This is a genomic window from Rhodococcus sp. 2H158 (assembly GCF_053764755.1).
The window spans coordinates 202,962-222,791 of record NZ_JBSNCE010000003.1; the positions used below are offsets into that span (position 1 = coordinate 202,962).

Below are 19,830 nucleotides of genomic sequence, written 5' to 3' on the forward strand. Positions count from 1 at the left end.
ATGCTGTGGACGTCGACCGAGGGCGCGATCATCGAGGCTTTCGCCGCGGTAAGGATGTCGAACCGGCCGGTGAGACCGGCCTGGCGGCACGCCGCGGCCAGTGTCTTGACCTGCGGATGTTCTTGCCGGTGCGCTGCCGTCGCGGGGCGTGGACGAGGTGCCGATCGCGCCGCAACAGCGGGTTCGCTTCTTGGTTCGAGGACGGCGTCCGGGTGACAGGGGTGTCACCCCGTAGCCGCTCGGCTGGCACCCCGTCGGGCGCGTGCTGGTCGCCCCGTCCGCGGGAACGGGGCGACGATGCGTCATCCCGCCGCATCGTCAGGTGGTGACAGGTGAGGCAACGGTCCTCGCGGGCGACGTTGACGGCGACGTGCTGCTGGTCGCCGCGGCAGATGAGACCGACCTGGACGAGGGTGGCGAGGCGTGGTTCACCAGGCTGATCAGTACCGCCGTGAGCGCCGGCGCCGACGGCATGCCCGGTGGAGTGGGGGAGGGGATCGCGGCGCGTTCCAGAGCGCACGTGATCGCTTCGATGCTCGTATCGTCACCTGCGCAGCGCCGACGAAATCCTCCGGATCCGGCGTGGTGCTCCTGGGATATGTGCCGTAGTGCGCGCCGCTTCGATGGCACCGGGGTTGTGGTCTGCGAGTGCCTCGACCTCCCCAGCAAAATCCGAGTGAAACGGAATAACTAGAAAGACCGAAAGCAGTGCCACCTCGACAGCGAAACCCACGCCCAGCCCGAGGTCAGAGCCCGCTGCCGTGCGCATCCGAGTGCTTTCGCCGACCCCCGCACCAATCAGGTAGGGGAGCGCCCGCACCCCTACGCGAACTCGAGCGCCCCCTCCACCGGCGCCGGCACCCGCCGCGTACCCGGCGACCCCAGCGCCGCCGCCAGATCCGACCCGTCGTGCTCGGCGAGCAACCCGCCCTCCGACCACACCAGCAGCGTCGCCCCGACCGTGTGCTCGGCCACCGAATGCGCCAGGTCGTAGTGCGCACACGCCGGCACCCCGGCATACGTGATCCACAGGTCGTAGCCCGTCATGAACAGATCCAGGTCGAACTGCACGCTCAACCCGAGCAGCTCCGCGCGGCCGTTGTCGTCCACCCCGGCGAACGCCTCGTCCAGCGCCAGCAGCCGCGGCGCCTGCGGATCCGCCGAATCCAGCATCACGTGCGCCGCCGCGAACAACGGCAGATGCAGCGACACCGACTGCTCACCCCCCGACAACGCCGAATGCCGCGCCACCGTCAGCCGATCCTCCGCGCCGTCCGCCCCGATCAACCCGAACGCGAACACCCGCCACCGCCGGTAATCCAGCGTCGTCGCCAGGATCTCCGGATACGACCGCTCCGGATGCGCCGCCCGCTCCGCCCGGATCCGCGCCGCGAAATGCGCCCGGACGCTCGCCAGCTCCGCCGGCCCCAGCGCCGAAACCTCCCGGTCCAGCAGCCGGCACACCGCCCGCGCCTGATCGTCGAGATGATCGGCCAGCACCCACCGCACCCCCACCGTCGTACCGGACGACATGCGCCGCTGCCGCATCTCCGCCCCCATCCGGGCAATGAGATCCCGCGCGTCCTCGGTGCGCTCGTGGATCTGCTGCGCCAGCCCCGCCAGCAGCGCATCCTCGAGGATGCGCCGCTCCGCGTCGGTCAGCAGCAGCTCCTGATCCCGCCGCGCCGCCGAGATCCGCACCGCGAACTCCGCCACCGACGAGAACCCCTGCTCGTCCTGCACCCGCACCACCGTCAACCCGTCCGGCGCGTCCCACTGCAGCCGATAGTCCTGACCGGCCGCCGCGAGCTGCCCGTCGAACTCCTGCAACGCCGACGTCAACGCCGACCGGGCCGCCTTGCGGGCACCGTCCCCGCCCTTGAGCGTCGCCGTCGCCGCCGCCAGCGCCGCGTACAGCGCCCCCACCTCCGCGGGCACCGCAGGCACGTCCCCGTCCGCCCGGGCGAGCCGGTCCACCATCTGCTCCGGCGTCGGCCACGCCGCCGCCGACGGCCACCGCAGTTCCTCCGAGATTCCTAGCAGCGACAGCACATCCGGCCGCGCATACGGCGCCAGCTGTGCGGCGTCGGCCCGCGTCTCGGTCAGCGCCGACCGCAGCGCCTGCTCCGCCGCGACGTGCGCCGCCTCCGCCTTCCCGAGCCGCTCGACCGCGTCGTCGTGCGCGCGGCGCGCGGCGCGCTGCTCCACCCGCGCCGCCTCGATCCGCTCGCGCGCGTGCGCGAGCTGCGCGTCGATCTGCTGCGCGTCGGCACCCAACGCCTCGCGCAGCGTCCCCAGCCGCTGCTGTTGCTGCCCCAGCGACTCCTCGGCCGTCACCGCCCGCTCGGCGGACTCCTCCGCCGCCAGCCGGGCGTCGTCGCGCCGCACCTGCGCCTCCCGTGCCCGCTCGGCCGCGGCGACGTGCTCACGCCAGGCCCGCAGCACCGCCTGGCCCTGCGACTCGAAGAACCGGATCGCCGCCGCCAGATGCTCGAGCTCACGGGCCGTGTGCGGCACCCGGTGCCGGGCCGCGACCGAGCGCACCCGCTGCTCCTTCACGGCGCACTCGGCGATCACCTGATCGAGGTCCCGGTCCGCCGCGGCCGCCGCCTCCCCGGCGGTGCGCAGCGCGCCCGCGCACTCGCTGACCTTCCGCAGCGCCGCCAGCACCGCGCCGGTGCGCGGCACCGCCGCCGCGGCCCGCTCCAGCTGCGCGAGCCGTCCGTCGAGCTCCGCCCGCTCCGCCTCCGCGCCCGCCATCCGGTTCTGCGCCGCAGCGATCTCCGCGTCGAGCTCGGTCACCCGCAGGCGACGGCGACGGGCCCGCGCGGTGGCCCCGATGTACTCGACCTCCGCCTTCGTGTGCCTGCCCAGCTGCACCCCCTGGCGGTAGCCGCCCCGCTCGTCGACGGCCGGGCCGGTCTCGTCCGTCACCGCATCCCGCACTGCGACGGACGCCAGCACCGCCCGTACCCGCTCGGCCGGCACCCCGGTGTCCGGCTCCACCACCAGCACGTCGGCCAACGTCCGGCCGGTGGGCCGCTGCACCGGCGGCACCGGCATCAGCGCGACCGCCCCCGCGGGCACGTCCCCCGCACCGCCGCACACCCAGCCCGTCAGCAGGTTCGCCGCCTCCAGCGCGGCCTCGAGTCCCGCGGCCGCCTCCGCGCTCACGTCGTCCGCGAACCGCACCAGCCGCCACAGCGGCGCCCCCGACGGGCCCGACGACCCGGTCGGCCGCATCGGGAACGACGGGGGAGCGTCGTCGCGCTCGGCCTCGACCAGGTCCCGTTCGGCCCGCAACACCGCGATCCGCTCCCGCGCCTGCGTGATCTCCGCCTCCAGGCCGCGGCCGCGGAACCGTAACTCCTCGACCACCGGGGCCGTGCGCTCGGCCAGCGCCGCCGCCGGCGTCGCAGCCTCGTCGTCGCCGGCCGCTGCGATCGCCGCGGCCAGCGCCTCGACCAGCTCCTCCGGCAGGCCGAGCACCGACCACGTGTCCCGGTGACCGACCCACCACTCCCGCAACAGGTTCGACGCTTCCGCGCGGGCCAGCTCCACCACCGCGTCCGCGGTGGCCACCGCCGCCCGGGCCGACTCGAGCTGCGCCCGGCCCCGCTCGGCGGTCGTCTCGGCCCGCACCCGCGCCGCCGCCGCGCCCTCCGCGGCCGCCACCGCCGCCCGCACCGCCCGCACATCCGCGGCCCGCTCCTCCGCACACGCCGCCACCGTCGCCGCGATCTGCTCGCCCAGCGCGTCCTCGGCCGGCGGTGCCCACTCGATACCCGCATCCCGCGCCGCCGCGGCGAGTGCGTCCTCGGCGCGGCCCACCGCGGCCGCCGCGTCCGTCGCCGCGGCCGCGGCCCGCCGCGCCTCCTCGTCGCGCTGCGCCAGCTCCGCCCTCGCGCGCTGCGCCTGCTCCGCCTGCCCGGCCGTGGTGCGCTCGAGGTCCGCCACCACCTGCGCCAGATCGTCGAGCTGCTGCTTACCCTCGTACGCGCTCGACCGCTGCAGCGCCTCGAGAGTCGCCCGGGCCTGCTCGAGGTCCCGCTCCGCGACCTCGAGCCGCTCGTGGGCATGCGCCCGCTCCGCGCCGGCCCGGTCGAACGCCGTCACCGACGCCGTCCACTCCGCACTCCCGCCCTCGACCGCCGCCAACCGCGCCCCGAGCCGGTCGACGTCGGCGCGGGCCTGCTGACCCAGGTAGGTCGCATACACCGCGACGAACCGCTGCGCCGCCTCGTCCGCCGCCGCCAGCGACTCCAGCGCGCGCGAGACCTCCTCCATGTCGGCGAACGACCGCGCCGCCTCGAGCACCAGCTGCTCGTCCAGCGGCCGCAACCCGTCGGTCAGCGCCTGCGACAACCCCTTCGGGTCCAGGTTCTTGGCCAGCTGCGGCCGGCGCAACGTCAGGATCAGGTTGATCAGCTGGTCGTACCGCTCGATCCCAAGCCCGAACAACCGCGCATCGATCGCCGCCCGGTAGTCCACCGGCCGGTCCGTGACCGCGTCGGCCCCGACCTCCTCGATCAGCTGCCGCCGCGTCAGCGGGCGATCGGCCGCATCCAGCAGCGAGAAGTCCACACCGACCCGGCCGTCGACGACGAAATACCACCGCGTGACCTTGTCGTTGCCGCGCGCCGCCCGCATCCCGACCCCCACGGTCACCGCCTCCGGATCGTCCCGGCGGCCGCGGCAGAACTCCATCCACACATACGAATACGCTCTGTCCTGCCCCTGGTACAGCAGGTTGGACCGCATCGTGCGCTCCTCGCCGGCGAACGGGTTCAGCCGCCGCGGCTCGATACGCCCGTCGAACACGAACGGGAACAGCACCTCGAGCGCCTTGGTCTTGCCCGACCCGTTGGGCCCGCGCAGCACCAGCCGGCCGTCCGCGAACGAGAACTCCTGGTCCCGGTAGTCCCACAGATTGATGATCCCGGCACGTGTCGGCCGGAAACGGGCACTGCTCACGACATCTCCGCTTCGTTCGAATCCTCACCGGCCGGCGCGAGGCGCGGGTCGCGTTCGCGCACCGTCACCACCACACCCCGGAACCGGGCCAGCGCCGGCAACGCCAGCACCCCGCCCGGCACCCGGGCCACCAACCGATGCCGCTGCAACAACGTCACCGCCGCCGCCAGCAGGCCCGCCGGGTCGGCCTGCCACTGCGCGGCGAAGGTACGGCCGAACTCGTCGACCAGCTTCGCCGCCGTCTCCGCCAGCCAGCTGTCCTCGACCAGCGGATGCGTCGGCGCCGGCTGCTGCGCCGGTGTCGTATCCGCCGGCCCGGCGCCGGCGTCACCGGCCAGCGACGCGAACACCCCGGCCGCCGGAATCGCCGCGTCCAGTCCCGCCTCGAGTTCCGCCTCCGCATCCGCCGGCCTCGGCAACCGCACCGGCACCGACTCCGGATCCGACACCCGCGCGCAGATCTCCCCGGCCAGCAACAACGCCACCTGCGGAACCGTTCCCACCCCCGGGAACCGCAGATCCGACATCCGTCCCGACGAATCCACCAGCGCGACGCCCTCCGCGCGCCGCTCGGCCACCAGCCCCGTCAGCAGCTCGATCCCCGCGGTCGTCCGTGGCAGTGCCAGCTGCAGCCGCGCGTCGTCGTCGAGTTCCTCGGCATACACCACCGGGCGCTGCACCAGCGCCCGCCGTACCCGCCGTGCCACCTCGGCGGTGTCCACGATCCGGTCCCCGTCGCGGCCGTCACCGGCGGCGAGCAGGCCCCGCACCGACCGCAGGTGCTGTAGCGCGCGCGGCGGCCGGAACAGCGCCGCCACCACGGGCCGGTCGATGTCGTAGAGCGCCTCACCCCGGTCCGGATCCGACACCCAGCCGCCGGCGTCGCCGTCCGCCAGCGCGATCGCCCCCCGCGCGGCCAGCCACGCCACCGCGTCGACGAACGCGTCCCGGTCGGTCGCCCGCTCGGTGGCCAGCTCCACCCCGGGCACCTGGCCGGCTTCGGACGCGACCTGCTCGGCCAGCTCCGACAGCGTGATCTGCCCGCCGGCGCGTCCCAGCGCCGCCAGCGCCAGCGCCAGGTAGGCGTACCGGCGACGGTCGAAGGGCCGGTCGGTGACCGTGCGCGCGCCGCCCCCGGGATCGAGCCGGTCCGCGACGGTGAACAACCGCGCGGTCGTCTCGGTCACCTCCAGCCGGTATCCGAACAACTCGAGCAGGTCCTCCCGCAGCTCCGTCGCCCACCGGCGCAGCAGCGGCAGCGCGGCCCGGTCCGGGTACTGCGCGGTCACCAGATGGTGCGACAGGACCAGCCGCGCCGCCCGCTGGTACGAATCCCGGTCGAGCGGCGAGATCCGCCGGGCCCTCACTGCACGCTCACCCGCAGTCCGTCCAGATGCAGCCGGCCCCGCGCCGTGCGTACCACCGTGCCCTCCGCGGCCGGGCTCAACGTCAGCCGTACCCCGTTCTGCGTGCCCGTCGCCCCCGGCACGGTGCCGCTGACCGGAACCCGCGCCGACAGCGCCGCGTCGAGCAGGCTCAACAGCACCTCGGTCTCCGGCTCGGACAACTCCCGCTCGTCCACGCCGCCCGCCGCCAGGGATCGCGCCGCCTCGGCCCGCGCCCGCTGCGCCGCCAGCTGCCGCTCCCGCAGCCGCCGGATCCCGGATTCGTTGCGCTGCACCCGCGCCGGTGCCCCCGCCGACGGGGTGCGTCCGGTCTCGGCCAGCGTCCGGGCGATCGGCACGGGTGCCGCTTCCCACCACGACGTCGTCACCGGGATCGTCTCCGGGTCGGGATGCACGGCGGAAAAGTGCCGTGGGCGGCCCAGGTCGAACACCGCCCCGAACAGCGCGTGCGCCGACTCCTCGCTCGGCGCGGCCGCGAACCAGCCGGCCAGGTGCCGCAGCTGCGACTCGCGGCTCACCCCGCCGCGCCGGGTCTCCGTCACCCGGCGCAGCAGCGCCAGCACCGCCGCGATCGCGCTCATTGTGCCCTCCCGCAGCCGCTCCGACTCGCTGGGCACGTCCCCGGCGCCCACGAACCACCGCTCGAGGCCGCGCCATCGGGCTCGCCAGTCCGCCTGCCGTTCGGGCGCGGGCAGCAGCACCCGCTCGTCGTGCGCGGCGGCGAGCCCCAGCATGCGGTCGATGCCCGTCTCCTGCACCCGTGCCAGCGCGGCCGCCAGCTTCGGCGCGTAGCGGGCCAGGTCCGTGCTGAACTCCCGCATGTGCGCCAGCACCGCATCCTTGTGCGCCAGGAACGACTCGGGTGTGACCTCGGTGGTGCGCACGAGATCACCGAGCATCAGATAGAACCCCGCGGCCCGCTCGGCCATGTCCGACAACGTCGCGTCCAGCCGCGACAGCTTGCGGTAGATGAGCTCCCCGTCCCCGGCCGCGTTCGCCGCCGCCAGCTCGGTCAGGTCGGCCAGCAGATCCGCCAGCGCGAGACGCGACAGCGACGCGTCCTCGCCGCGCGCCCGCAGCACATCCTCCACGGCCCGGAAGGCGTGATAACCGGCCCGGCCGAACTGATACACGTAGTGCCGGTTGCGGTACTCGGCCAGCGACGCCGCCCGGGTGCCGTCGTAACTGCGCTCGAGCACACCCCAGGCGTGCAGTTGCTCGAGCAGCGGTGCGACGTCCTGGGCCGACAGCGCCGCCGCCGGATCCGCCGAGTCGGTCCGCTCGAGGATCGCCGCGACCTCGGCGGCGTGCAGCAGCACCACGTAGTTGGCGCGGGCGAGGTCGAAAGCACGCAGCACCCAGAGGTATTCGGCCCGCTTCTCGGCCGTCGCGAACGAGAACAACCGGAGCCGGTCGTGCTGCACCCCGGCCCCCGGATCGGTGGGCCCGGCGGGCGGCTGCGTTTCGTTCACTGTGACAGGGTAGGCGGGGGCGGCCCACGTGCCGCGCAACCCCCGGTGCCGTGCGCGCCACACCCGGGCGGAGGTGCAGCCCGTGCCCCTCGTGCGCGTCCGGCCGTCGTCGGGGTCGGGATCCCGCCGCTCGGTCAGCTCTCGGCCGGCGCCGTCTCCGTCGTGTCCGCCTCGCGGCGGGACTCGGCCGCTGCGGCGTGTGCCGCGGTGAGGTCGACCCGTAGCCGGTCCCGCTCGCCGCGCAGGTCGACGATCTCGGCCCGTAGTTCGTCGCCCCGGTCGCGGGCCGCGCTCGAGGCGGCCTGGGCGGCCGCCGCCGCGATGCGGGCCTCTTCGAGGGCGCCGCGCAGTTCCTCGACGCGGGCGCGTTCCGCGGTGAGATCGGTGTCGAGCCGGGCGGCGGCCGTGGCGGCCGTGGCTGCCTCCTTCTCCGCGGCGACGCGGGTGTGCACCAGATCGTCACGCAGGGTCGCGAGTTCCGATTCGAGCCGGGCGAGCTGCTGTTGCTGGGTGGTGACGGTCGACCGGTACTCGGCGATCTCCGCGGCGTGCGCGGCCGCGGTGGCATCGATGCGTTCCTGCCAGGTGCGCAGGGTGTCCGCGTGCTCCTGTGCCGCTCGTGTCGACTCGTCGCGATGTGCGGTCTCCAGTTCCCGGATCCGGGTGTCGTGCGCCGCGCGGGCGTCCGACAGCTCCCGGTCGACGGCCTCGACGGCGGCCTCCGCGTTGTCGCGGTCCTCGGTCGCCTGGGCGAGTTGCTCGCGCAGGCGGGCGATCCTGGCGTCCGCGTCCGCCTTCACCTTCGCCAGTTCCGTGGTGGCCCGGTTCATCTGCGCCTCGAGCGCGTCCGGGTCGGTGAGCTTGTCGACGGCGGCGGTGATCTGCGCGGCGACGGCGCTGTACTGCTCGAGCGTCGTCGCGGTCAGGGTGCGGAGCGCGGCGACGGCGGACGCCAGGTTGGTGGCTGCTTCGGCCGGGCCCGGGGGAGTGGTCAGCTCGGCCAGTGAGGCCGCCTCCCTCTTCTGCCGTTCCCGTTCTCGGTAGGCCCGGACCCGGTCGGCTGCGGACGCGTACTTCCGCGGTCGTCCCGGCTTCGGGCGCTCGTCGGACATGCGCTCGTCGGACATGGACTCGCCGGTGCTCGCTTCGCTCACGGATTCCTCGTCTCGGGCAGTGGTTGCAGCCATATCTATCAGGTGGGGGGAGGGACCAAAAGACGGTAGTGGAGTCGGGTTTCTACGGAATACATCAATTTACCGAACACACCGTCCCGGACGCTTCTCGAACGAACTCGCCCACCAACCGCACGAGGAGGGAGGTCTCCCGCCCGGTCCTCGCGGGCCCCGATACCGGACTCCGGAGCGTTCCTCCACGTCATTTGTACGTATCACAACACGAAATGAATTATGAAACGAAATAAATTAAATCTGGTAATACCAGTTCAATAGGGGAGTGCCGCGATGCGAAACTCGAAACGTTACGGATGACCGGTCCAATCGGTGCTCGGGGAACGCGTAGGTACGCATATATGCATGGGTTGGGCTTGATCGTCATAACTCCCCCTTATGGTGAGTCAGGGGGCGCAGGGGGTGCGAAAAGTGGGAAGGGGGCCGCGACGGACTCGGCGGTGGGCCCGTCGGCCCTTCCGGGCCCACCGCCGGGGCGGGGCGCGGCGGGTGCCCGACTACGGATCAGACTGGTGCGGAACGGTTTTCGAGGCCGGTCGGGCACGAAGGTGCGCCCGTTCGCCCTGCTTACCGAACAGGCTGAGGAACTCGACCGGTGCGGCATCGGCGGCGCCGAACCAATGCGGCACGCGAGTGTCGAACTCGGCCGCCTCCCCGGGCGCGAGAACCAGGTCGTGCTCACCCAGGACGAGTCGCAGCCGTCCGTTGAGGACGTAGAGCCACTCGTAGCCCTCATGGGTCTGAGGATCCGGTTCCCCGCGGCCGCTGTCGGCAGGGATCACCAGCTTGTACGCCTGGATGCCGCCGGCGCGCCGGGTGAGCGGCACCATGGTCATGCCGTGACGAGTGATCGGACGCAGATGAATGCGCGGGTCGCCGGTCGGTGGGGCGCCCACCAGCTCGTCGAGCGTCACCCCGTGCACGCGGGCCAAGGGCAGCAGCAGCTCGAGCGTCGGTCGGCGGGCGCCGGACTCGAGTCGGGACAGGGTGCTCACCGAAATGCCCGTCGCCGCCGAGAGATCGGCCAACGTGGTCTCGCGCTTCCGCCGCAGCGCGCGAAGCCGGGGCCCGACCGTCTCGAGCGCTCGGTCGAGGTCGTCCATGCCGCACAGTTTGCCATATCGGCAAACAACGTTGCGGGTCCGTCTCGTCGGCTCGCATAGTCGTCGTGGAGGTGATCGAGATGAGCGATTCGCTCGGAAACGAATACGACGTGGTGGTGATCGGCGGTGGAGCTGCCGGACTGAATGCGGGGCTGATGCTCGCCCGGGCGCGGCGGTCGGTGGTCGTCATCGATGCGGGCGCCCCACGCAACGCTCCGGCTGCGGGCGTGCACGGATTGTTGGCCCGGGACGGGATCCCGCCGGCCGAACTGCTCGACCGCGGCCGAGACGAGGTCCGCGGCCACGGCGGTGACGTGGCGCACGCGGACGTGACCGCCGTGACCCGCCGCAAGAGCGGGTTCGAGGTGACCCTGTTCGACGGCCGGGTGACCCGCGCCCGCCGGCTGCTGGTGACCACCGGGCTGGTCGACGAGCTTCCCGACGTGCCCGGGCTGCGGGCACGTTGGGGGCGAGACGTGCTGCATTGCCCGTACTGCCACGGCTGGGAGGTCCGCGACGGGGCCATCGGTGTGCTGGCGAGCGGGCCCATGTCGGTGCACCAGGCCCTGCTGTTTCGGCAGTGGAGCGCCGACGTCACGTTCTTCACCCACACCGCGCCGGTGCCTACCGCCGAGCAGGCGGAGCAACTGGTCGCCCGTGGCGTCCGGGTGGTCGACGGCGAGGTGACCGCCGTGGAGATCGTCGACGACCGCCTCGCCGGGGTACGGCTGAGCAACGGCGGGACGATCGCCCGGGAGGCGCTGGTGGTCGCGCCACGGATGGTGGCGCGCGCCGGTTTCCTCGCGGCGCTCGGCCTGCGGGCCGTCGAGCACCCGGCCGGGGTCGGAGAGCACATTCCCGCGGATGCGACCGGCCGCACCGACGTCCCCGGAGTGTGGGTCGCGGGGAACGTCACCGATCCGGCCGCCCAGGTGGGCGCAGCCGCAGCGGCGGGCGCGGCCGCCGCTGCCCAGATCAACGCCGACCTGGTCGCCGAGGAGACCCGTAGGGCGGTCGACGCCTACCGGGATCGGTTCCCGGCCCGGTCGGAAGCGCGCGTGCGCGAACCGGCGGAGGGTGACCCCCGCTGCGGCGTGTGAACCGCGACGGACCGGTCCCTTGCGCGGCGCGCCCGAGCCGGGCGCGCCGCGCTGATCGGCGTCGCCGAGGCGGGGTTTTCGGCCGAGGCGCGTATCGTCCGTTCCGCGAAGGCGGTCGACTCGGCATGAGGAGTGGTGTCACCGTGACGAATCAGTTGCCGGGCAACGAGTCCCTCGAGGCGTCGATCTCCACGCCGGTACTTCCCGCCGGTGTGGAGGAGGCGATGCGCCGACTCCGAGCCAAGGCCGCGTCGGACAACACCCGAGCTGCCTTGACCAGCGACTGGAGCAAGTTCGCCCGGTGGTGCGACGCCGTGGGCCACGTGCCGATACCGGCGCCACCCGAACTCGTGGGCTGGTACCTGACCGAGAAGGCGGGCGAGCTTCGACCCGACGGGCGCTGGGCCTACGCCCCGTCGACCCTCGCGCGGTGGGTCGCGACGATCAACAAGGTGCACGCCCTGGCGGGCCTGCCGAAGCCGGGACATCACGAGGCGGTGCGCGACGTGGTGCGCGGCATCCGGCGGACCCGTGCGACGCCCCCGGCACGCCGCACCCCACTGCTCACCGACGACATCCGCGCGATCGTCGGAGCGATGCGCGCCGGCGCCACCGAGTGGCCGGACCGCGTAGCCGAGCGCCGCGACTCCGCCCTGCTGCTGCTCGGACTGGCCGGCGCGATGCGGCGGTCGGAGCTGTCCGCCCTCACCACCTCCGACGTCGTCGCCCATCGGTCCGACGGGCTGTACGTGACGATCCGCCGATCGAAGGCGGACCGGGACGCGCTCGGACGCACCGTCACGCTTCCGTACGGCCGCGATCCGCGAACCTGTCCGGTGTGCGCCTACCGGCGCTGGCGCGAGGTGCTCGACGTGTGGGACGCGGACGGTGGGGCGGCGGTCCGGGCGCTGTTGACCGACGATCGTGCCGCCGGCGACGAGCACTGCTGCCGCGGTGTGGCGCCGGGGGAGGGGCGTGCGGAGCGGCCCCTGTTCCGCACGATCCACCGCACCGGTGCCGTCGGGAGCGGCGCCCTGAGCGGGCAGTCGGTGCACTCGATGATCCAGCGGCGGGCGCGGCAGGCCGGGTTCGCCGCCGAGGTGGTCGCCACGCTCGGCGGGCACAGCCTGCGCGCCGGGTTCGTCACCCAGGCCGTCCGCAACGGAGCCACGACTCAGACGATCATGACGCAGACGGGGCATTCCGACGAGCGGATGGTGGCGCTCTACAGCCGCCAGCACGCCGGACTCGTCGGCAATGCCGTCACCGCGCTGGGCCTTTGACCGCGGTCAGGTGCGGCCGACGGGTCGGCGCCAGGCGCTCTGGTCGGCGGTGAGCGCCGCCAGTAGATGTTCGGCGGCGTTCAGGTTGCGGAACGGTCCGGCCAGCAGGTCCGCATAGACCTGGGACGGTGCCGCGAAGCGCAGGCCGTCGCGCCGCTGCATCCGCTCGAACACCACCGACGACCACGGCGTGGCCACCACGACGTCGGCTCCGCGATCGACGGGGCGCAGACCGAGGGCTTGGGCGAACGCGTCCGGGTCGTCGGCGTACACCTCGAGAATGTCGGCGGCCGCGTAGTCGGTGGCGCCGAGGCCGGTGATCGCATAGCTCAGGTCGAGCGGTTCGCAGAGATCGGCCCGTACGGTGCCGACGCCGTCCGGTGCGGCGAACCCCCTTGTGGTGCAGGGTTTGCGGTCCGCTGCCCAGGCTCGCAGCATCTTCTCCCAGTGCACCATGGTGATCGGGCCGCGCGGAATGCGGCGGATCAGTTCCCGCTCCCCGAGTACCTCGACGACGCGGTAGGTGGCGCCGGTGGAGGCGCCCGACAGCCGGATCAGCTCCGGCACGGACATCTCGCCGGTGAAGTCGGCAAGCGCTCGGACGACTCGCTCGGACGGTTCACCGGTGAGCACGCCCGAGGGCCGTCCGGGCCCGCGCCACGGGTCGGCGTCGGCGCCCCGGTTGCGCACCCAGATCGCCGGCCGGGACGCGACGAGCGTGAGATTCCCGGTCGCGTCGGAGTACGAGATGCCGTGCTGGTCGAGCTGGCGCCGCACCGGATCGGAAAGGTAGTGCGCGCACACGAATCCCCGGTCGGACTCGGACAGTTCGGCGGCGATGCGCGCGACGTCCCCGCTGAGCACACCGCGGGAAGCGATGACGGCGTACGACACCGACTCGCCGTCGGGCGCGGTCACGAGGATGCGCTCGGGGGCGGCAGGGGAGCGGGGGCGGTCGGACGTGGCAGTCCAGCCCAGGGGCAGACACGCTTCCACCACGGCGATCGAGCGACGGTAGATGTCGATGGGGCGCTCCGGGCGGGGCCCCATCGCGCTGTCGACCGGTTCTGTGGGCTGGGCGGAAGCCGTCATGTCTTCACAATAGGTAATCGGTACGACACGGAAGCTCTTCAATTCACGAACCCACCGCCACCCGATCAACCCGGCCCAGGGGAGGAGACCTCGACACACCCCACCGCGACCCGGCGATCTTGATCGAGAGGGGAACCCCGATTCGATCGGGGAGGCGGAACGGCGGAACGGACGTGTGAGGAGGGGGTAGAGACGCCGGCTGGGGTGAGTCGAGCGTCCTGATCTCGACTGGCAACTCGTGTCCATATTCTGAGTGGGACGGAAACATAAAAAATACCGAAATCACCCTCATTTCCCCACAAAACCGCACCCAAATACGCCCACGACGACCGGGCCGATGGCGGCCCAGCGGCTACAGTCCGGGAATGCCTGCGCCACGTCCGAATCGCCCGTCTCGCCGGACTCTGCTGGTGTCGCTCGGGGCGGCGGTGATGGCCGCATACCTGGGCGTACTCGTCCTGTTCGGGGTGAGCACGCACGAGTCCCGGGAGTGGCGGCCGGTGGACGTCGATGCCGACTCGGTGCTCGTGGTGGTGACGATGAAGTCGCTGCAGCCGACGGTCGACCGGGTGCATGCGGAGGTCACCATCTATCCCGGGGACTCGTTCCTCGATGCGAACGGGGCCACGCTCGCCGTGCCGCTGAGTGTGATGCTCGCGCCGGCCGTCTCACAATCGGAGCTGTTCTTCCCGGCCCATTCCGTGCCCGTCGGCTACCCGGTGGAACTGCTTGCGCGCGGGCAGGCGATCCGCTGGCCGTTCGACACCTTCGATGTCACGCCGGTCGTCGTGGAGGCCGCTGTGGGGGAGGGGTCGGAGCGAGAACCGGTGCCGTCGGACGTGCTGATCGACGGCCGCATCGACGGGTGGGCGATCGACCAGGGGACCGTCGTCGCCGCTCCGGAACTCGGCTTTCCCGACGGCGTCGACGGCACCGAGGTGGTGTTCACGCGCACCGGAGGCACTCTCGTGTACGCGGCGATCCTGCTGCTGATGATGGTTGTCCTCGCGGTCCTGGCCGCGTTCGTCGCGGTACAGACGTTCCGGCGGCGCCGCGCGGTGGAGACCGACATGCTGGCGTGGATGGCGGCGATGCTGTTCGCGGTGGTGCCGCTACGGGGCATCCTGCCGGGCTCACCGCCGATCGGATCGTGGGTCGACGTGGCGGTGACCATGTGGGTGGTCACCGCCCTCGTCGCGGCTCTGACGCTGTACGTGTACTGCTGGTGGCGCGACAGCCACCCGTCGCTCACCCGACGGTGACGACGATCCGGCCGTCGTGCACGCGCGCCGGGTAGGTGCGGACCGGGTCGATGCCGGGCGCGGTGCATCGGCCGGTGTCGAACACGAACGCGTACTGGTGCAGGGGGCATACGACGAGGTCGTGGTCGATCTGTCCGTCGGCGAGCGGTCCGCCCCGGTGCGGGCACACCGCGTCCAGGGCCCGGACGGCGCCGTCGCCGAGCAGGAACACGGCGATCTGCCGTCCGCCCACCGTGTACGTGCGGCCTTCGCCCGGGGTCAGGTCGGTCAGCGCGCCGACCTCGTACTCCATTGCGGTGGTCCGGCTTTCGGTCGTGGTCATCGGACCGGCACCTGCGGCAGCGGGAGCAACGGCAGCGCGGGGCTGAACTGCGCCGGCGACTTCGGGGTGGTCCGTTCGAGCCAGGGGTCCCGGTATCCCGCCACGGCCGTGCCGATGCGTTCGTCGAGTTCGGTCACGATGTCCTCCTCGTCTCGGACCAGCAGTGCCTGGAGCCGGTCGATGCCGATGCGGGGCACGAAGTCGTAGGTTCGTTCGAGCCACTTGGCGTTCTCGCGGTAGTGCTGGATGAACCGGCCCGCGAGGGCGAGGACTTCTTCGCCGGAGCCGACGGTGGCGAGCAGATCGCCCTTGCGGACGTGGGCGCCGGCGGCGCCGCCGACGTAGATCTCCCAGCGGCCGTCGCCGACCGCGACGACGCCGAAGTCCTTGCACAGCGCCTCCGAGCAGTTGCGGGGGCATCCGGCCACGGCGAGTTTCAGCTTGGCGGGTGTCTCGAGTCCCTGGAAGCGCTCCTCGAGCGCGATGCCGAGGGCGGTCGAGTCGCCGAGACCGAACCGGCAGAAGTCGCTGCCGACACAGGTTTTGACGGTGCGGAAGCTCTTGCCGTAGGCGTATCCGGAGGGCATGTCCAGGTCGGCCCACACCTTGGGCAGGTCCTCCTTGCGGATGCCTAGCAGGTCGATGCGTTGGCCGCCGGTGACCTTGACCATGGGCACGCCGTACTTGTCGGCGACGTCGGCGATGCGGCGCAGCTGGTCCGGGGTGGTGACCCCGCCCTTCATCTGCGGCACCACGGAGAAGGTGCCGTCGCGCTGGATGTTGGCATGGACACGGTCGTTGATGAACAGCGCCCCCCGTTCGTCGACCCAGTCCGGGCCCCACACGGTGCGCAGCAGCGACGCGAGCGGCATCTTGGCAGTGGCATCCTCGCGACCGCCGGTGGCGAGTTCGGCGAAGACCTGGGAGACCGCACGCAGGTCGCGGCGGCGGATCTCGGCGATCAGGTCCGGTTTGGCGAGCGGGATGCACGGCACGTACCAGTTCGCGGCGGGGTCCTCGGCGAGGGCGCCGCCGGCGGCGCAGGCGACGATGTCGGCGACCAGGCCCTTGCACGAGCCGCAGCCCTTCCCGGCGCGGGTGCGGGCGCACACCTGCACGAGGGTGTCGGCGCCGTCGTGGACGCAGGCGACGATGTCGCCCTTGCTGACGCCGTTGCAGTTGCACACCTGGGTCTCGTCCGGCAGGCCGGCGGCGACGTCGGCGCCCTGCGGGTCGCCGAGGTCGAACAGCAGCGCCGCGCGGTCCGCCGGGATCTCGAGCGTGCCGTCGAAGGCCTGGGCGAGGGTGGCGGCCTTGCTCACGTCGCCGAGCAGCATCGCGCCGACGAGCCGGCCGTCGCGCACGACGATGCTCTTGTAGATGCCGCTGCGCGGATCGTAGAACTGGACGAACTCGTCGTCCTCGTGCTCGGGTCCCTTGACCCCCATCGAGGCGACGTCGATGCCGGCGACCTTGAGCTTGGTGCTGGTGCGGGTTCCCTGGTAGGCGGCGTGCGGATTCGCACCGGTGAGGTGCTCGGCGAGGACGACGGCCTGCTCCCATACCGGGGCGACGAGGCCGTACACCTCGCCGCGGTGCTGGGCGCACTCGCCGACGGCGTAGATGCTCGACTCTTCTTCGCAGCGCATCTGGTCGTCGACGACGATGCCACGTTCGACGACGATGCCACCGGCACGGGCGAATTCGGTGTTGGGGCGGATGCCGGCGGTGACCACGACCATGTCGGTGTCGACGACGGTGCCGTCGGCGAACTGCACGCCGGTGACCCGGCTGTGGTCGTCGCGCAGGACGGCGGTGGTGCGGGTACCGGTGTGGACGGTGATGCCGAGTTTCTCGATCTCGGTGCGCAGCACCCGGCCGCCGCGTTCGTCGAGTTGCTGGTTCATCAGGTGGGTGGGCGAGTGCACCACGGTGACGGTCAGGCCCTGGGTGCGCAGCCCGTAGGCGGCTTCGAGGCCGAGCAGGCCGCCGCCGACGACGACGGCGCGGACGTCGTCGTGGGCGTCGGCCATCTGCAGCATGCCGTTGGTGTCGGCGAGGGTGCGGAAGCCGAAGACGCCGCGGCCGAGCCGGCCGTCGGGTTCGCGCAGGCCGTCCATGTTGGGGAAGAAGGTGTTCGACCCGGTCGCGACGACGAGCAGGTCGTAGGGGACCTGCCGGCCGGATTCGCACGTGACGACCTTGCCGAACCGGTCGAGGTGGGTCGCGCGGTCGCCGGCGTGGAGGGTGACTCCGTTCTCCCGGTACCAGCCCATGGGATTGAGGACGAGTTCGTCGTCGTCGAGGTCGGCCTGGCCGGCCAGCACGTGGGAGAGCATGATCCGGTTGTAGTTGCCGTACGGCTCGTCGCCGATCATCGTGATCTCGAACTGGTCCCGGCCGCCGCGCGCGAGGATCTCCTCGACGGTGCGGGCGCCGGCCATGCCGTTGCCGACGACGAGCAGCCGTCGGCGCGGGCCGTGGGGGTGCGACGCGGTTGGGGTCATGCGTCCAGGGTCGCCGGGGGCGGTGACGGATCGGCGGCACCGGGGTTACGCGGCGGTCAGGAAGTGCTCACCGCCGCCGGGGTGGGGGTGTCAGCCGGGGGTGGTGTCGCGGCGTGGCATCGCCAGCGGGGCGACGACGGCGAGCACCAGGGCGGGCACGACGAAGCTCGCGACCGGCGCCGCGGCGTAGAGCGGCGTCAGCGCCAGCGGGGCGACGGCGCCGCCGGAGAACCGGAAGGCCTGCACCACGGAGACGGCGCCGCCGCGGTTGCGGCCCCGGGAGCCGAGGACGGCGGCGTTGACACCGACGAGCACGCACTGCGAGGCGATGCCGGCGACGAACCAGGCGGCCGCGACCAGCCACAGCAGTCCGGCGGTGCCGGCGACGACGACGAGGGCGGCGCCGGCGAGTGCGCCGAGCAGCACGGTGCGGCGGGCGCCGATGCGGTCGATGAGGGTGCCGACGCGGCGGGCGGTGAGGATGCCGGCGACCCCGAATCCGGTCAGGAGCAGGCCCCGCTGGGTGGGGGTCAGGCCGAAGACGTCCTCGGCGCGGAAGGCGAGCAGGAAGTTCAGGCCGCCGAGGGCGCCCCAGCCGAGCAGCGCGACGACACCGATGCGCAACACGTCGGGGCGCAGCGCGTCGCGCAGCCGCGGCGGCGCCTCTCCGGTGGGCGCGGTCAGCTGTTCGGGCAGCCCGATCGCGGCGAGGACGGCGGCGGCGGCGGCGATCACGACGAACGCCCACCGCCAGTCGACCTCGGCGGCCAGGCCCCCGACGAGCGGGGCCGAGGTCTGCCCGGCGGCCTGCATCGCCCCGAACAGGCCCAGGGCGCGGCCCAGCCGCGCCCGCGGCACGATCGCGGCGAGCGCGGCGAGCAGCAGCGGGGTGGTGAAGGCGTTGGCGACGCCCTGCAGGGCCCGGGACGCGAGCAGCAGCCCGAGGGTGGGGGCGAGCGCGGACGCCAGCGACGCGCAGGTGTAGGCGATGTACGCCGTGCGGACGGTGCGGACCCGTCCCCACCGTGCCCCGAGGGTGCCGGAGACGAGCATGGTCAGCGCGAACGGCCCGAGGTACGCGGTGAGGGTGCTCGCGGCCGCACCGGCGCTCACACCGGTGGCCGCGCCGATCTCCGGCAGTACGGATGCCACGACTCCGCCGCCGAAGGGTCCGAGAAAGCCTCCGGCGTAGAGGGCGGCACGCTGCAGCGAGGCGCGTGCCGCGCTCACTGGGTGAAGCCGCCGGGGCCCCGTCGCCGCAGGTAGCGTTCGAATTCGGCGGCGAGGGCGTCGCCGTCGATCTTGGCGATGACCTCGGAGATGTCGGATTCGGCGTCGCCGCGTTCCTCGAGGGCCCGCACGTATTCGGCGATCTCCTCGTCGTCCTCCGTCATCGCGGTGACGGTCTGTTCCCACTCTTCGGCGAGGATCGGCAGCTCGCCGAGAGGCACCTCGAGGTCGAGGACGTCCTCGACACGGCGCAGCAGCGCGACGGTGGCCTTGGGGTTAGGGGGTTGCGACACGTAGTGGGGGACGGCGGCCCAGAACGACACGGCGGGCACGCCGGCGCGGACGCACGCGTCCTGCAGGACCCCGGCGATGCCGGTGGGGCCCTCGTACCGGGAGCCTTCCAGGTTGAAGCGCTTGGCGGCGTCGGTGCTGTAGGCGGTGCCGGTGACGGGGACGGGCCGGGTGTGCGGGGTGTCGGCGAGCAGGGCGCCGAGGATGACGACGGTGTGCACGCCGATCTCGTCGGCGAGTTCGATGATGGCGTCGCAGAAGCTGCGCCAGCGCATGTTGGGTTCGATGCCGCGCAGCAGCACCACGTCGCGGGCGCTGCCGGGGGGTGAGCACACCGACAGGCGGGTGGCGGGCCATTCGATCTCGCGGGTGACGCCGTCGACGAGACGCACCATGGGGCGGTTGACCTGGTAGTCGTAGTAGTCCTCGGAGTCCAGTTCGGCGAACGGTTCGGCGTCCCAGATGAGCTCGAGGTGTTCGACGGCGCCGCTGGCCGCGTCACCGGCGTCGTTCCACCCTTCGAACGCGGCGACCAGCACCGGGTCACGCAGGGTCGGCACGTCCGGTTCCGGGGTCTCGGCGAACTCGCTTGCACTCACCT

14 protein-coding genes are annotated in these 19,830 nt (G+C 72.7%); 4 read left to right on the forward strand and 10 right to left on the reverse strand.

What is annotated here, in order from left to right:
• The first annotated feature begins 325 nt into the window (after window positions 1-325).
• Window positions 326-694 (forward strand): hypothetical protein, encoded by a 369-nt coding sequence (locus ACWPOB_RS04340; RefSeq protein WP_455400007.1) that lies wholly within the window; start codon window positions 326-328, stop codon window positions 692-694.
• A 128-nt stretch (window positions 695-822) separates the two neighbouring features.
• Here ACWPOB_RS04340 and ACWPOB_RS04345 read toward each other — a convergent pair whose 3' ends face one another.
• From ACWPOB_RS04345 to ACWPOB_RS04365, 5 genes are all read right to left on the reverse strand, one after another.
• Window positions 823-4,974, reverse strand: coding sequence for a TIGR02680 family protein (locus tag ACWPOB_RS04345; protein WP_455400008.1), 4,152 nt, complete (start codon window positions 4,972-4,974; stop codon window positions 823-825).
• Window positions 4,971-6,341, reverse strand: a complete 1,371-nt coding sequence (locus ACWPOB_RS04350) for a DUF2398 family protein (RefSeq protein ID WP_455400009.1) — start codon at window positions 6,339-6,341, stop codon at window positions 4,971-4,973. Before ACWPOB_RS04350 ends, ACWPOB_RS04345 begins: the two co-directional genes overlap by 4 nt.
• Window positions 6,338-7,804 carry a TIGR02677 family protein gene (locus ACWPOB_RS04355; RefSeq protein ID WP_455400062.1) on the reverse strand — a complete coding sequence of 489 codons (1,467 nt, stop codon included), beginning with the start codon at window positions 7,802-7,804 and terminating at the stop codon, window positions 6,338-6,340. The genes ACWPOB_RS04350 and ACWPOB_RS04355 overlap by 4 nt, the downstream gene beginning before the upstream one ends.
• Before the next feature lie 182 nt (window positions 7,805-7,986).
• A complete protein-coding gene (locus tag ACWPOB_RS04360; protein ID WP_455400010.1) occupies window positions 7,987-9,006 on the reverse strand; it encodes a hypothetical protein in 1,020 nt (339 codons plus the stop codon).
• Window positions 9,007-9,536: 530 nt separating this feature from the next.
• Window positions 9,537-10,142, reverse strand: coding sequence for a helix-turn-helix domain-containing protein (locus ACWPOB_RS04365; RefSeq protein WP_455400011.1), 606 nt, complete (start codon window positions 10,140-10,142; stop codon window positions 9,537-9,539).
• A gap of 80 nt (window positions 10,143-10,222) precedes the next feature.
• On the opposite strand from ACWPOB_RS04365, the gene ACWPOB_RS04370 reads away from it, so the two are divergent.
• Together ACWPOB_RS04370 and ACWPOB_RS04375 are read left to right on the forward strand one after the other, a co-directional pair.
• Complete coding sequence (locus tag ACWPOB_RS04370; RefSeq protein ID WP_455400012.1) at window positions 10,223-11,242, forward strand: NAD(P)/FAD-dependent oxidoreductase; 1,020 nt, start codon at window positions 10,223-10,225, stop codon at window positions 11,240-11,242.
• A 224-nt stretch (window positions 11,243-11,466) separates the two neighbouring features.
• Window positions 11,467-12,525 carry a tyrosine-type recombinase/integrase gene (locus tag ACWPOB_RS04375; RefSeq protein ID WP_455400063.1) on the forward strand — a complete coding sequence of 353 codons (1,059 nt, stop codon included), beginning with the start codon at window positions 11,467-11,469 and terminating at the stop codon, window positions 12,523-12,525.
• A 6-nt stretch (window positions 12,526-12,531) separates the two neighbouring features.
• On the opposite strand, the gene ACWPOB_RS04380 is transcribed toward ACWPOB_RS04375, so the two are convergent.
• The gene (locus ACWPOB_RS04380) at window positions 12,532-13,617 is read right to left on the reverse strand and encodes a hypothetical protein (protein WP_455400013.1); all 1,086 of its coding nucleotides are present in this window, start codon (window positions 13,615-13,617) and stop codon (window positions 12,532-12,534) included.
• 365 nt (window positions 13,618-13,982) lie between these two features.
• Here ACWPOB_RS04380 and ACWPOB_RS04385 point away from each other — a divergent pair, with 365 nt between their 5' ends.
• Window positions 13,983-14,879 carry a DUF4436 family protein gene (locus tag ACWPOB_RS04385; RefSeq protein WP_455400014.1) on the forward strand — a complete coding sequence of 299 codons (897 nt, stop codon included), beginning with the start codon at window positions 13,983-13,985 and terminating at the stop codon, window positions 14,877-14,879.
• Here the strand turns inward: ACWPOB_RS04385 and ACWPOB_RS04390 are convergent.
• The 4 genes from ACWPOB_RS04390 to ACWPOB_RS04405 form a co-directional block, all read right to left on the reverse strand.
• Window positions 14,866-15,201, reverse strand: coding sequence for a Rieske (2Fe-2S) protein (locus tag ACWPOB_RS04390; protein ID WP_100057239.1), 336 nt, complete (start codon window positions 15,199-15,201; stop codon window positions 14,866-14,868). The genes ACWPOB_RS04385 and ACWPOB_RS04390 overlap by 14 nt on opposite strands.
• The gene (gene nirB / locus ACWPOB_RS04395) at window positions 15,198-17,708 is read right to left on the reverse strand and encodes a nitrite reductase large subunit NirB (RefSeq protein WP_455400015.1); all 2,511 of its coding nucleotides are present in this window, start codon (window positions 17,706-17,708) and stop codon (window positions 15,198-15,200) included. The genes ACWPOB_RS04390 and nirB overlap by 4 nt, the downstream gene beginning before the upstream one ends.
• A 90-nt stretch (window positions 17,709-17,798) precedes the next feature.
• Window positions 17,799-18,938, reverse strand: a complete 1,140-nt coding sequence (locus ACWPOB_RS04400; protein WP_455400016.1) for an MFS transporter — start codon at window positions 18,936-18,938, stop codon at window positions 17,799-17,801.
• A complete protein-coding gene (locus tag ACWPOB_RS04405) occupies window positions 18,935-19,828 on the reverse strand; it encodes a PAC2 family protein (RefSeq protein ID WP_100057870.1) in 894 nt (297 codons plus the stop codon). Before ACWPOB_RS04405 ends, ACWPOB_RS04400 begins: the two co-directional genes overlap by 4 nt.
• Window positions 19,829-19,830: the final 2 nt, after the last annotated feature.

What these genes read in the sequence shown, in the direction of transcription:
- ACWPOB_RS04365 (WP_455400011.1), bottom strand. Translation starts at nt 10,142, where the DNA reads ATGGACGACCTCGACCGAGCGCTCGAGACGGTCGGGCCCCGGCTTCGC.
- ACWPOB_RS04375 (WP_455400063.1), top strand. Translation starts at nt 11,467, where the DNA reads ATGCGCCGACTCCGAGCCAAGGCCGCGTCGGACAACACCCGAGCTGCC.
- ACWPOB_RS04370 (WP_455400012.1), top strand. Translation starts at nt 10,223, where the DNA reads ATGAGCGATTCGCTCGGAAACGAATACGACGTGGTGGTGATCGGCGGT.
- ACWPOB_RS04380 (WP_455400013.1), bottom strand. Translation starts at nt 13,617, where the DNA reads ATGACGGCTTCCGCCCAGCCCACAGAACCGGTCGACAGCGCGATGGGG.
- nirB (WP_455400015.1), bottom strand. Translation starts at nt 17,708, where the DNA reads ATGACCCCAACCGCGTCGCACCCCCACGGCCCGCGCCGACGGCTGCTC.
- ACWPOB_RS04385 (WP_455400014.1), top strand. Translation starts at nt 13,983, where the DNA reads ATGCCTGCGCCACGTCCGAATCGCCCGTCTCGCCGGACTCTGCTGGTG.
- ACWPOB_RS04390 (WP_100057239.1), bottom strand. Translation starts at nt 15,201, where the DNA reads ATGACCACGACCGAAAGCCGGACCACCGCAATGGAGTACGAGGTCGGC.